The following is a 13814-nucleotide window of genomic DNA, read 5'->3' as shown; positions in this document are numbered from 1 at the left end:
TTGTACCGTCTAACAATTAGTGTAAATTTTACCATTATAACGATTTACGTAGATTTGCAGGAGGGGGAGCAATACGAATGAAACAAAATGGATTGAAAATAATAATGAGAATGGGGCGCGTCTTTTTGGCTGGATGTCTGATGCTGCAGCTGCTTGTTGGCGTCGCGTCAGCCAATACGGCAGAGAAGCTGGCATCTGGCGGCAGCGTTAACGCAAGCAGCAAGGTCGACCGTTCGCTGGCCTTCACAACAGACATGCAGGATGCATTAAAGGAAGCGGAGCAATTGCTATATGATCAGAAGCCCTTCTCGGATTGGGCGGCGATCGGATTTGCAAAGAACGGCCGAGCAGTTCCGAAAGGCTTTCTGGAGGAGAAAGCGGATGTCATATTAAACAATGGCGGAAGATTTGATACGTATATAGATATGACAAGAACGGTGATCGCTTATGCTGCTGCTGGCGGCAGCAACATTAACAATATCGCTGGTCTTGATTTTTTCTCAGCCGTTTTGAACAATCCTGACCTAGAGAAGAAGGGGATATATGAACTCGTACCCGCTTATGTCGTGGCGAAGAGTTCCAGTCCTTACTCTCCTAACTCGAACCCTTTCTGGTATCCTGACGCGTTTTCTCATATCATCATGAATCAGCAGCTGAAAGATGGAAGCTGGTCCGAGTCCGTTAATGGGAAAGGTAGTGCTATGGCAACAGCTGTAGCTTTGACAGGCTTGTCACTCATTTCGAGATCGCAAGATCGGGAGCTGACGGAGTCAGAGCAGAAAGCGCTGGAGTGGCTGCGCATGCAGCAATCAGTCGACGGCGGCTTCGAATTCAGCACAGCGGCGACAGCCCAGGTTATCATTGCACTGTCATCGCAACGAATGGACGCTGCTGCGTTCGCGCAGCAGGGAGGCGCTCATCCGCTCGATTTTCTGATGTCGCGTCGATTGGATGAAGGTGGATTCTCGGAGCGCAGCGATGGCGTTTTGGATATGAAGGCAACGCTCCACGCTTATTTGGCGTTGACCGCTTATAAGTTGTATGTGAATGGCAAAGAACGGTTGATCGATGACTTGAATTTGGCCACGGGCAGCGCGATTATTCAGATCGAGGGGCCTACAGGTACGATCGCACAAGGACGCGTTCCAAGTGGGGGCAAGGCGATAGATACAGCTCTTGCTTTCCTTAAGCAAGAAGGAATTGCCTATGAAATGAAGACGGCTTCTTCCGGGGAGAAGGTAATCACCTCGATTAAAGGAATCGACGCCCTGCAATACGGCGGAAAGAATGGATGGAAGTTCGCTGAGTATAGTAGATATAGCAGTTGGATGTTCCCGGAAAATGCTAGCAGCGGGAATGTTCTTAGTGATAGAAGTCGATTGCTTCTTTATTATGGTTCGGATACAACCGAGGTTATCGACTTAGTCGTTGTTAATGGCTCAAATGCGAACGGCAAACTAGCAGAGGGACGGCCTTCAGCGAATTCTCCTTTCGAGCTGTTCGTTAAGAAAGCAAATCGTAAATCGGGTCAACTGCCAGCGCCGAATATAACGGTGACAGTAGGTGGGAAGACGATGGTGACCGATGCGAAAGGGAAAGTGGCTTTTGCGGGAATGCCCTCCGGTGTGCATGTCGTTACGCTAACTGGGTATCGGAAGGATGCTGCGCCTGCTATGGCCAAAAATATTTTCTATTTATCGGTCTCTGCTCCTCCTTTAGCTGACTTTAAGGATGCTAATCAAGTTGCCGGCTGGGCAAGAGAAAATATGGCACATGCACTTTATGAAGGTTACATTCAGGGCGTAAGCGTGAAGGATAATGTGCTGGCTCCGAAAAAGACGTTGTCTCGCGCTGAATTCGCAGCCATGCTGCTCCGCTTGGTACACGGCGCTACGGATCAGCCTGCTGGCAGCTCTCCCTTCAATGATGTTCCAGCGGGCAAATGGTACAGCGACGAAATCGCAAGAGCTGCAAAGCTCGGCATTACTGATCGTACGTCCGGTCGGTTCGAGCCAGAGCGTACGATTACTCGCGAAGAGGCAGCGATGATGTCCGCAAATGCTGGTCGTTTAGCAGCCTTCGGCAGTGAGGGGCGAATGGCGTTCGGCGACATTAAGGGTCTATCCGCGACGAGTCTCCACGCTATCCAAGCCGTCAACGAGTATAAGGTGATGGTCGGCAGCGACGGCAAGTTCAATCCGCGGCAGACGCTGGTCCGAGAGCAAGCGGCGGCGATCCTTTTGAGGCTGCAGAAGCTGCTATATCCTGAGAAGTACTTAGATTGATCATGCAGCACTCTGCTCAATGGCTATGCATTCATTTTCCTATTCCAAGTCTGCAATTCACAGTAATGGACCAGTCAATTCACCCACAAACGCTTGCTTAGGTTCAAAGAGGAGAAGCGAAGGAGGAAATGGTGTTATAATCAATCTATATAAACCGAATTGCCTTGCAAAGAAATGGGAACCATCTAGGTGATAAATGGTATTTATGACTTTTTTTCGTTAGATGACCATACAATAACGAAGATAAACGACACAAGAATATAGGAGATATGATGACTGAGGAAACAGCATTAGATAAAACAGGTTGGAACTTTGACAACAGTTATGCACGGCTGCCGGACTCATTTTTCACAAAAATGAGTCCGCCGCCTGTGCACTCTCCGCAGTTGAATATTATGAATGAATCGCTCGCAAAATCACTAGGGTTAAATGTTCAATCGCTTCTAAGCAAGGACGGTACTGCTATGCTGTCGGGAAATGAAATTCCCGAAGGCGCTTTGCCGCTTGCTCAAGCTTATGCTGGGCATCAATTCGGTCATTTTAACAGATTAGGGGATGGCCGTGCTCTATTGCTGGGTGAACAAATTACGCCCACAGGTGAGAGGTTTGATATTCAGTTGAAAGGTTCTGGCAGAACGCCATACTCCCGTGGAGGCGACGGCCGGGCGTCACTTGGACCGATGCTGCGTGAATATATTATAAGTGAGGCTATGCACGCGCTTGGTATTGCTACCACTCGCAGCCTCGCCGTTGTCACAACTGGCGAGCCTGTATACCGCGAGACGGAGCTGCCGGGAGCAATTCTGACCCGCGTGGCTTCCAGCCATCTGCGCGTTGGAACCTTTCAATTTGTTGCCCAGTGGGGTACGGCTGAAGAACTCAGACAACTTGCTGATTACACTTTGCAAAGGCATTACCCAGAGGTTGGCGAAGCTGGAAATCGCTATCTTGGCCTGCTTCAAGAAGTCATTAAGCGCCAAGCAGCGCTAATCGCCAAATGGCAGCTCGTCGGTTTTATCCACGGTGTGATGAATACTGACAATATGTCGATTAGCGGAGAGACCATTGATTATGGCCCTTGCGCCTTTATGGATGCCTATGATCCCGAAACGGTATTCAGCTCCATTGACGTTCATGGCCGTTATGCCTATGGCAACCAACCGCGTATCGCCGCGTGGAATCTCGCTAGATTTGCTGAGGCGCTTTTGCCGCTGCTGCATGACAATGAAGAACAAGCTATAAAACTGGCAGAGGATGCGTTATCTGGATTTGCAGAGTTGTATCACCAGAGCTGGCTTAGTGGAATGAGAGCGAAGCTTGGAATTTTTAATGAAGAGCTTGAAGATGAGGCTCTAATTACAGATTTGCTTCGTATGATGCAGGAGCATGGTGCAGACTACACGAATACATTCCGCTCGTTCACATTAGATAAACCAGAAGATACAGCTCTCTTTGGCACCGAGGGATTTGCACCATGGTATGAGCTGTGGCAGGCGAGACTAGGCAGGCAGCCCGAATCCAAAGCTGCATCTCATCAGTTGATGGGCGCAAGCAACCCTGCGGTAATCCCGCGCAACCTTCGAGTAGAAGAAGCGCTAGAAGCCGCAGTGAAGCAAGGCGACAACCGTGTGATGGAGCAGCTTCTAAGTGTTCTTTCGAGCCCCTACGATCACTCCCGTGAACGTTCTGATCATTACACGTTCCCTGGGGAATCAACCCGTCCATATCAAACATTTTGCGGTACCTGATATAAAAAAAGCGGCAGCTCACCTCAAAGGTCAGCTGCTTTTGTCTGTTCTGTGCTGTTTTTATAATTCATCTAGATTTATAGTATAATGATTACTATTATATGGAATGCATAACAGGGAAAGAGGGAACGAATGCCTACTATACTGGTTGCTGATGACGATGCGAACATTCGCGAACTCGTTTGTTTATTTCTACGCAACGACGGATTCGAAACAGCTGAAGCGGGAGACGGCAAGGAAGCGCTAGCCGTCTATGCCTCGATGCATATTGATCTTGTCGTACTCGATATTATGATGCCGATTATGGATGGTTGGACGTTGTGCAAGGAGCTTCGAAGAAGCAATCCTGATCTTCCGTTACTTATGTTGACTGCAAGAGGCGAGACATGGGAGAAAGTGAAAGGCTTCCAGCTCGGGACGGATGATTATTTGACGAAACCATTTGATCCACTGGAGCTGACGGCTCGTGTTGGGGCTCTTCTGAAAAGATACCGAATTGGCTCTACGCAGACGATACGGCTCGGCAGCATCATTCTTGACCGGCAGACCTATAAGGTAATGAGAGGGACGGAATCACTTGCGTTGCCGCTCAAGGAGTTTGAACTCCTTTATAAGCTCGCTGGAACACCTGGACAAATCTATACGCGTGAGCAGCTAATCGACCAAATTTGGGGGATTGATTATGCAGGCGACGATCGAACGATAGACGTACATGTTAAACGATTGCGCGAACGGTTCGCGACGACAACCGATTTTCATATCGAGACGGTGCGCGGACTTGGCTACCGGCTTGAGGTGCACGAATGATCAAATCTTTATACACACGAGTGGTCCTCATATTTCTAGTTTCCGTGATCGGGGGCACGGTCATTGCTTTTTTTGTAGCAACTTGGGCATTTCAAGAGAAATTGAGCGAGAACTCACAAATTTTGATGCGTAATTTTGGACAGGATATCACCCGAATTTATGAGACCATCCCCTCACCTGAAGCGGACAAACTCGTAAGTGGAATGAAGCAGCTCAATTCCTATCATGTTCGAATTTACGAAACGACGGATCGGTTCCAGTCTTTCGGAGCGCTGCACGGACATAAGCCTGCTGCTATAACGAAGGAACATGTATTGAAGGTACTGGATGGAGAAATAGTTCAGGTTCGTATGAAGGGGGTTACTGTTACTTTCATAGGATTGCCGCTCAAAACAGACATGGGAATAAAAGCGATGTTTGTGGAAGCACTCTCCCCACCATCTGCCTCTACTATATTCAAATGGGGATTATCTTTTGTGGCTTATGCTTTGGTAACAGGAAGCTTATTTATTCTAATTGCCTCCATATTTCTAATAAGACCAATCAAGAAGCTAACAAGAGCGACTAGGCGAATTGCATCTGGAGATTTTAACGTCAAGCTGAATATTAAACAAACGGGCGAGCTGGGAACGCTGGCTCGAAGCTTCGAAGAAATGATGCATGACCTGCAGCAGTTGGAGCAGATGCGCAGAGAATTTGTAACGAATGTCTCGCACGAGGTTCAGTCGCCGCTCACCTCAATATCTGGCTATGCTATAGCGCTCAAGCAAGCCAATGTTGCGGATAATGATCGAAATCGCTACCTAGATATTATTATCGCTGAAGCCGAACGGATGTCCAAGATGAGCGATAGTCTGCTAAAGCTGAGTTTGCTTGAATCACAGTCACAACAGATGCGGCTAACCGCATTTAGACTTGACGAGCAAATAAGACGAATTATCGTCGCAATTCAGCCGCAGTGGTCGACTCGCAAAATTCATTTCGACCTCCATTTGCCCACTGTTATTTTTTCAGCTGATCATGATTTGTTAAATCAGGTATGGACTAATATAATCGGCAACAGCATCAAATTTTCGCAGGATGGCGGCATCATTAAAGTGAGTATCAAACAAGATATCAAAAACGTGATCGTCCGAATATCCGACAGCGGCATAGGTATTGCACTAGAGGATCAGAAGCGTATCTTCGAGCGCTTTTTTAAGGCAGATCGCTCCCACAGCCGTAAATATGAAGGCAGCGGTATGGGACTTGCCATCGTTAAACAGATCGTATCGCTTCATCAAGGTGACATCCGAGTGGAAAGTGAGCCTGGCCGAGGAACGACCTTCATTGTCACCCTGCCAATCATTACTCCGACAGAGTAATTCGATTCATAATGTATTAGTCGACATCGCTCGTTTATTCTATGCTGCGGCAGCCTGTGCAAACTCATTGCATGTGTTGCCGCAGCATTTTTTTTGCTGTTCATATTCAGTTCATATTGCCGTCACGCGGAGTACATCTTCGTCGTATAAGCTTTCTTTAGCGGCCAATTAAGAGTGCCCAACACAGAGAAAATGACAGGAGAAGATGAGAGTGAACATACGAGAGGCAAAGAAAATGGATTTGAATTCAGGCAAAAAACCAGTTAGTAAAATGAAAAAAATATTGTTCATTTTACTTAAAGTGCTAGCAGTATTAGTTATAGCAATCGTCCTTTTTGTAGCTACAGTATTTGTCGTGAATAAGATCAGCAGCAAATCAGAGGAAGGTAAAATTACACCCTATGGTCAGTCTGTAAAGGTAGACGGGAAAAATATGAATATTTTGATTCAGGGACAAGGCGAAGAAACAATCGTGCTCCTGCCTGGTCAAGGAACTGCGACACCAGTGCTTGATTTTAAGCCGTTAATTGATGAGCTGTCGCCATTTTACAAAGTTGTCGTGGTTGAGCCTTTTGGTTATGGATTAAGTGATAGAACCAACAAAGAACGAACAACAGATAATATTGTAAGTGAAATTCATGAAGCGCTGCAGAGCCTTAATATTGACCGTTTTATTTTAATGGGCCACTCCATTACAGGCATTTACGGACTTGATTATGTGAATAAATATCCAAACGAAGTGAGTGCATTTGTCGGGATCGATACCAGTGTTCCAACGCAAGGCGGCATGGATGCTAAATTGCCATTAGGAACTTTTAAACTGCTCAAGCAATCAGGTTTCGGCAGATTAATGACGAGTTTTGGTGAGGATCCGTTTGCTGGGATGCCATATGATGATGAAACAAAAAAACAAATGAAGATGCTGCAAAACAAAAATATGTTTAATAGCACCAGCATTAATGAATTGGAAAATCTTTATCCCAATTTTGTTGCAGCTCGAAGCTTATCATTCCCAAAAGAGCTTCCCCTTATTTTCTTTATACAAGCGAATAACACAGGCGTAAAAGGATGGATACCGCTGCATGAAGGGCAAATAAAAGATTCTGTTCATGGTAAAGTGATGACATTTGAAGGTGGTCATTATTTGCACCATACCAAATCAAAAGAAATCGCTGAGAACTTCCGGGCATTTATGGAGCAAGTAAAACAAGACAAATAGATGATTATTTTGAAGCAGATGCTGACCAAGAAGATATTAGGCTAAATAAAAAAGCGGCAGTCTCGGACGTTGGTAACTCGTCCAGGCTGCCGCTTTTATTTTAGATTATAAACGGATTTTAAAAGATTTTTTCGTAAGCGGATATAGCCACTTTACGCCGCTTGGCGTGAGTGTATCCGCTACGAGATGAGATAAATAACCGAGCATAGCCACGATCGCGATCCCTTCGATTTGAAGCTGGTTTTCCAGTCCAAGGCCGATATATCCCCAAATTGGAACGGCCCATATTGTATGCGTCATACCGCGGTGCTTCAGCCAAGGCACCCAAGCTGAAAACAGTCCGAAGCCAATGAGCCAGTTCATTTGATAGTAGTAGCCTGCGTACATAACCGCACAGCCAACTGCGCTGGCAAGTACATTGCGGATCACGCCTTGTTTAGCAACAAGACCAAGCAGGAAGATAGCGGCTGCGACGCCTATGTACACCGGTGATGGAGACTGATCTGTGAAAAAATAATAGGCAACGATTCCGGCTAGCAGGCATCCGGACCAAAGCGTAAGCTCACGAATGAGCTTCGATAACTTGCTGAGCTTGGTGCTGAGCATGCTTGGTCCGTCAAGATCAGCGCTTAGCGCTGAAAATCCGGCTACGGCAATGTACAAAGCGGCGTGCTCGATCGTAAAGGGATAATAAACAGAAGCGGCTGCACCAACAGCTGCTCCGATTGCAAGATGGGTCTTTCCTGTCATAATTCCTCCTGTGACTGACGATGCGTGGCATGAAATATGGCAGTCTATTATAGTTGTTCTTTGTTAACTTGCTCGTTTCGAACCATTTGCTCCAGCTTCTCTACCAGCCGATCATGCGCCGGGTCTTTTTTGCCAAAGCCAAATAAACGTTTCCGATTTTGCTGCTTCAGCAGCTGAAGCAAATAGAGCTTTTCTTTTAGAGTAAACATGATGGTATTGAACCTCCTTCTGCTTAGGCATGCCAGCTGAGGTTATTCTCTAGCCTCTGCGATAGACGCTAGGCGTCATGCCGGTGCACCTTTTGAACAATGCGTTAAAAGAATGAATATCGCGATAGCCAACCATTTCGGCAATGGTATTGATTTTCAGCTGAGAGCCACGAAGCAGCTCTTGGCTTTTTTGGATACGCAAATTTTGCAAATAACGATGAAAGCTTTGTTTCGTATACTGCTGAAAGAGCCGCTGCAGATGACGCTCGCTCCAGCCGCTAGTCTCGGCCAGCTTAGCTAGGGTCAGCTCCTGCTGGAAACGCTGCTCAAGATCATGTAACAGCTTTATAAATTCCAGCTGCTGCGGCGCACGAGCCGCTGCTTCCGGTTCGCTAGCAACAGAGCGCTGCAGAGTAATGAGCAGCTGGAGCAGCAGCGTATGCAAGTAATCGGACGAGCCGCTTTGAGTCAGTTCGAATTCTCTATGCATGGATAGAAACAGCTTCTCAAACTGACTATTTGTATCCATACAAGAATAATAGGGAAATTTGCCGCTTTCCATATCATTAATAAACTGCACGCTGCGATAATCGGAAGCGAATGCACTAAGCTTATGCAGCAGCAATGGAGAAAAGACGCAGTTGAATACGCTTAATGGGTTGCGGGCTTGGTCGGAGGAAATCGGCCTGAACACATGAGAAATGCCGATAGGAATGAAAAATACTTGACCTTTCCGCACCTTATGCACCTGATCTCCGATATGGTGATAGCCGGCTCCTTCTGCAATATATACGCATTCAAGAAAATCGTGATCATGATAAGGGCTCATGATGCTTTCGCTTGCACGATTAACATAAAGCAGCTGGTTGTTTTGAAAAAAGTACTCTCCACGGTATGTTTCTACGGGATGGTTCATCGTGAGCTCTCCCTGCGCAAGTTCTACATTTTGTGAAAATGTCCTGATTGCCGCATGATATTGTCCGTTTTACCCAACATTTTTCAAGCATGCTTTTTTATAATTATAGTGTAAAGCGTTGTGGCAAGGAAGGCGAACACTCAAAAAAAGGGCGCCAACTCTATAATAGGCTCGGGCAATCAACTAATAGTTGTCAATAATCTTAAGGAGGATTACAGGATGTTTGAAATTAGCGCAGTATATTGTGAATATCAGCAAAACCCAATTGGAATCGGAGTGACAAAACCTCGATTAGGATGGAAATTACACTCTGATGAGAGGGCAGTTATTCAAACGGCTTACGAGATTGAGATTGCGGCAGAATCAGACTTTGCATCGATCCTATGGCAGTCAGGGCGCGTGAATAGCGAGCAGTCAACGCATGTTGAGCAGGACTCTTTTGTCGCTGAATCGTGTAAGCGTTATTATTATCGAGTTCGGGCTTGGAATCAAAATGGAGATGAAACCGCTTGGTCTGCTGTTGCCTTCTGGGAAATGGGACTGCTTAGTCCAGACGAGTGGCTTGGCGACTGGATCGCTGCGCCGCTTGCGATGCTGCCAATTGAGGCGGAGCCTAGCCCGCTAATGAGGAGAAGCTTTGAGCTTACAGGCAAAGTGAAGGAAGCGCGGGTTTATGCGACTGCACTCGGCATATATGAGCTAGAGCTGAACGGGCAGCGAGTTGGCGATAGTTATTTTGCGCCGGGCTGGACGAGTTACAATCATACGCTGCAAACCCAAACTTATGATGTGACTGATCTGCTGAAATTAGGCGGGAATGCAATTGGCGCTTCCCTAGGAAACGGCTGGTACAAAGGGAATTTGGCGTGGGGCAATCAGCGCTGCGTGTACGGCGATCGTTTGGCGCTGCTGCTGCAAATGCACATCGTTTACGAGGATGGACGTGAAGAGGTCATCGTATCCGATACGAAGTGGAAGGCCGCGGTCAGTCCAATTCAGTTCTCGGAAATTTATCATGGCGAGACGTATGATGCACGCCTGGAACAAGAGGGCTGGACTACAGCCGCTTATGAAGACAATGCGAAAGAGTGGCAGACGGTTGAAGTGGTTCAGCATGAGAAGCATATGCTTAGGCCGCAGGCGAATGAACCTGTTCGCAAGCAGGAGAGGTTAAAGCCGATTGCTCTGATTACGACACCCAAAGGGGAAACCGTGCTTGATTTTGGCCAAAACATGGTTGGCTGGGTTCAGTTTGCCGTAAAGGGAGAAGCGGGCTCCGAAGTAGCACTGCTGCATGCAGAGGTGCTTGATCAGGAAGGCAACTTCTACACCGAAAACCTGCGGGCGGCAAAACAAATGATTCGATATGTGCTGAAGGGCGGGGAGTCTGAAACATATGAGCCGCGCTTCACGTTTCAAGGCTTCCGATATGTGCAGCTGATTGGCTTCCCTGAAACGGAGAGCATTAAGCTTGATGATTTTACAGGTGTTGTGCTGCATTCGGATATGGAGGAAACCGGTGAGTTTCAGTGCTCTGAACCGCTCGTCAATCAGCTTCAGCATAATATCAAATGGGGCCTCAAGGGGAATTTCCTTGACGTACCGACCGACTGCCCGCAGCGGGATGAACGTCTCGGCTGGACTGGCGATGCGCAAATGTTCATTCAAACGGCATCCTATTTATCAAACGTCGCTCCTTTTTTCACGAAGTGGCTGCGGGATGTAGAGGCGGATCAAGCAGAAGACGGCGGCGTTCCATTCGTGGTTCCTCAGGTGCTGGGCGAGAATGACATGTCCTCGGCAGCATGGGGAGATGCAGCAGTGATTTGCCCTTGGACGTTATATATTTGTTACGGAGACAAACGAATATTAGAAGAGCAATATGACAGCATGCAGGCGTGGGTATCGTATATTCAGCGCCAAGGCGAAAATGAGTTTTTATGGAATACAGGTTTTCACTTCGGGGATTGGCTTGGTCTTGATGCCAAGTCGGGCGATTATGTAGGCGCAACGGATCGGGATTTTATCGCGACAGCCTTTTATGCCTATTCGGTATCTATCGTTCAGAAGACGGCAGCAGTGCTCAACAAGGAGGCTGATGCGAAGAGATACTCGGAGCTGTACGACAATATTGTAGCAGCGCTTAGAGAAGAGTTTGTAACAGGTGCTGGACGGCTGGCTGTTCCGACGCAAACGGCTCAAGTGTTAGCCTTGATGTTTGGACTCTTGGATGAAGGAGCAGAGAAACGCGCTATTGCCAAGCTGACAGAGCTGATTGAGCAAAGCAAAGACCATCTGACGACTGGTTTTGTCGGTACTCCTTACTTGAACCATGTGCTTAGTGCTTTTGGTAAAAACGACGTAGCATATAGGCTGCTGCTTCAGCAAACCTATCCATCCTGGCTCTACCCTGTGACCAAAGGCGCTACGACGATTTGGGAGCATTGGGACGGTATCAAGGAGGACGGAAGCTTCTGGAGCAAGGATATGAACTCATTTAACCATTATGCTTACGGAGCGATTGGCGATTGGATGTACCGGACGGTAGCGGGCATTCAAACGGTGGAAGATGCTCCTGGCTATAAACGAATCGTCATCGCACCGCTTCCGGGCGAAGGGCTGACGTGGGCGGAAGGGAAGATTGAGACGGTATATGGCTCAGTTAGCTCAAAATGGTCCAAATCGGAAGAGGGGCACTTCACGCTTGATGTGACGATTCCTTCGAATACCACTGCGGAAATTCGTTTGCCAGGTGCGGAATCAGGGATGAAGGTGACCGAGAGCGGCGGGTTGCTAGCCGAGAGTGCGGGAATAACATCAGCAGCTGAGACTGAGGCAGGCGTTACGATACAAGCAGGATCTGGCAGCTATCGATTTGCTTGGTAGATCTGTGCAGGCTGCAAGCAGACATTTCAAATTCACCCCATCAACCGAAACATGTTATAATGTGCTTTAGGATGAATAGGGTTGGTGGGATGATGATGGATAATCAAGTTGTCGCAGCATGTGATGATTCGTGCGCAGGCTCTGAGGTAAACATAGAGAATGTTAGAAGCAAAATGATTAATGAAACAACAGCTGCTCAGTTGGCTGATTTGTTCAAGGCGCTTGGCGATCCCACGCGAGTGAAGATTATCCATGCGCTAGTGCAGTCTGAACTTTGCGTTCATGATTTGACTGAGGTGCTCTCCATGGGGCAATCGGCGGTTTCTCATCAGCTTCGGCTGCTGCGAAACATGCGTATCGTCAAGCGCAGGAAGGTCGGGAAAACCGTCTTTTATTCGCTCGATGACGATCATGTAGAACAAGTCTTTATGCTGACGCTTCAGCATTTGAAGCATGAATAATACATCAAACAAAGCTGCTCTTCACGGTTAGCAACCATGGGGAGCAGCTTTAGTTTTATTCGAATGGATTTTATTGATTTTTAGTAAAATTAAAGTATAATTTTACTTATCGTCACGGGTTGGCAGGAAGGAAAGGTAATATGGCTACAATTAAAGAGATTGCACAACAAGCAAAGGTTTCGATTGCGACCGTGTCGCGGGTGCTTAATTATGATCCAGCCATATCGGTTGCAGATGAGACACGCAAACGTATATTTGAAATCGCGCAGCAGTTAAATTACAAGACGCTGCGCCAACGTAACGGTGCCGGGCTTAAAGAGCGTTACCGGGTTGGTCTTGTGAACTGGTATTCTGATCAAGAGGAAATGCTTGATCCTTATTACATGGCCATTCGGCTAGGCATTGAGCGAGAGTGCTTCCATAGAAATATGGATTTGGTAAAATTGTTTATGCAAGTCCATTCTGACGAGAAAGATTGGCGAGGCGAGTCGTTTGATGGCATCATCGCAATCGGGCGCTTCGAGAAGGAGGATCTGAACCGTTTTCCAGAGGGGCTGGAGCCTATTGTGTTCGTTGATTCTTCCCCGGATGACAATCGATTTGATTCTGTTGTTATTGATATAGGAAAGTCGGTTTCAGAAGTGATTGATTATCTAACTCGCCTTGGCCACACCGAAATCGGTTATATTGGCGGGCATAACTTAGTAAATAATAAGCGTGTGCGTGATGATCGCGAGCATGTATTTATAGAACGAATGACTGATAAAGGACTTTATGATGCAGAACTTGTTTATACGGGGGAGCATTTGTATTCCGAAGATGGATATAAGCTGATGCAGCAAGCGATAAAAGCGAATAAAGTGCCAACCGCTTTTTTTATCGAAAATGATTCTATGGCTGTTGGCGCCCTCCGTGCACTCCATGAAGCGGAGCTTCGGATACCAGAAGATATTTCAATTGTTGGCTACAATGATATCGCTATTTCAGCCTTTTTGCAGCCGCCGCTTACAACGGTTAAGGTGCATATGGAGTATATGGGCGAGACCGCTGTTGAGCTACTTGCTGAACGTCTAGCTTCAAAGCGGGATATTGCGAAAAAGATCGTATTGCCGACCAAGCTGCAGGAACGTGAGAGCAGCATTAAACGAGTGAAGCGCTGAATAAAGCAG

Annotated in this window: 11 protein-coding genes; 8 read left to right on the top strand and 3 right to left on the bottom strand. The window is 47.1% G+C overall.

From position 1 onward, the window contains the following. The first annotated feature begins 77 nt into the window (after positions 1-77). The 5 genes from MHH56_RS28275 (at position 78) to MHH56_RS28255 (ending at position 7423) form a co-directional block, all read left to right on the top strand. Positions 78-2285: an S-layer homology domain-containing protein gene (locus MHH56_RS28275; RefSeq protein WP_339204953.1), complete on the top strand. Its 2208-nt coding sequence runs from the start codon at positions 78-80 to the stop codon at positions 2283-2285. 272 nt (positions 2286-2557) lie between these two features. Continuing rightward, a complete protein-coding gene (locus tag MHH56_RS28270; RefSeq protein ID WP_339209755.1) occupies positions 2558-4033 on the top strand; it encodes a YdiU family protein in 1476 nt (491 codons plus the stop codon). A gap of 132 nt (positions 4034-4165) precedes the next feature. Next, positions 4166-4840 (top strand): response regulator transcription factor, encoded by a 675-nt coding sequence (locus MHH56_RS28265; RefSeq protein WP_339204952.1) that lies wholly within the window; start codon positions 4166-4168, stop codon positions 4838-4840. Then, entirely contained in the window at positions 4837-6204 is a 1368-nt protein-coding gene (locus MHH56_RS28260) for a HAMP domain-containing sensor histidine kinase (protein WP_339204951.1), read from the top strand. Before MHH56_RS28265 ends, MHH56_RS28260 begins: the two co-directional genes overlap by 4 nt. Before the next feature lie 235 nt (positions 6205-6439). Beyond that, on the top strand, positions 6440-7423 hold the full coding sequence (locus MHH56_RS28255; RefSeq protein WP_339209754.1) for an alpha/beta hydrolase: 984 nt from the start codon (positions 6440-6442) through the stop codon (positions 7421-7423). 105 nt (positions 7424-7528) lie between these two features. On the opposite strand, the gene MHH56_RS28250 is transcribed toward MHH56_RS28255, so the two are convergent. Genes MHH56_RS28250 through MHH56_RS28240 form a run of 3 tightly spaced genes read right to left on the bottom strand, consistent with a single transcriptional unit; the run spans position 7529 to position 9298 of the window. Beyond that, a complete protein-coding gene (locus tag MHH56_RS28250; RefSeq protein WP_076267236.1) occupies positions 7529-8173 on the bottom strand; it encodes a metal-dependent hydrolase in 645 nt (214 codons plus the stop codon). 47 nt (positions 8174-8220) lie between these two features. Beyond that, positions 8221-8382, bottom strand: a complete 162-nt coding sequence (locus MHH56_RS28245; RefSeq protein WP_339204950.1) for a hypothetical protein — start codon at positions 8380-8382, stop codon at positions 8221-8223. A gap of 49 nt (positions 8383-8431) precedes the next feature. Next, on the bottom strand, positions 8432-9298 hold the full coding sequence (locus MHH56_RS28240; protein ID WP_339204949.1) for an AraC family transcriptional regulator: 867 nt from the start codon (positions 9296-9298) through the stop codon (positions 8432-8434). A 219-nt stretch (positions 9299-9517) separates the two neighbouring features. Here MHH56_RS28240 and MHH56_RS28235 point away from each other — a divergent pair, with 219 nt between their 5' ends. From MHH56_RS28235 to MHH56_RS28225, 3 genes are all read left to right on the top strand, one after another. After that, positions 9518-12184, top strand: coding sequence for a glycoside hydrolase family 78 protein (locus tag MHH56_RS28235; RefSeq protein ID WP_339204948.1), 2667 nt, complete (start codon positions 9518-9520; stop codon positions 12182-12184). Between the two features lie 95 nt (positions 12185-12279). Continuing rightward, entirely contained in the window at positions 12280-12645 is a 366-nt protein-coding gene (locus MHH56_RS28230; protein ID WP_076267233.1) for a metalloregulator ArsR/SmtB family transcription factor, read from the top strand. A 140-nt stretch (positions 12646-12785) separates the two neighbouring features. Then, positions 12786-13805 (top strand): LacI family DNA-binding transcriptional regulator, encoded by a 1020-nt coding sequence (locus MHH56_RS28225; RefSeq protein WP_339204947.1) that lies wholly within the window; start codon positions 12786-12788, stop codon positions 13803-13805. The last annotated feature ends 9 nt before the right edge of the window (positions 13806-13814 follow it).

It is taken from the genome of Paenibacillus sp. FSL K6-3182 (genome assembly GCF_037976325.1).
GTDB lineage: Bacteria > Bacillota > Bacilli > Paenibacillales > Paenibacillaceae > Pristimantibacillus.
Note: the sequence above shows the minus strand (reverse complement) of the source record. Positions and strands in the feature narration are given on the sequence as shown.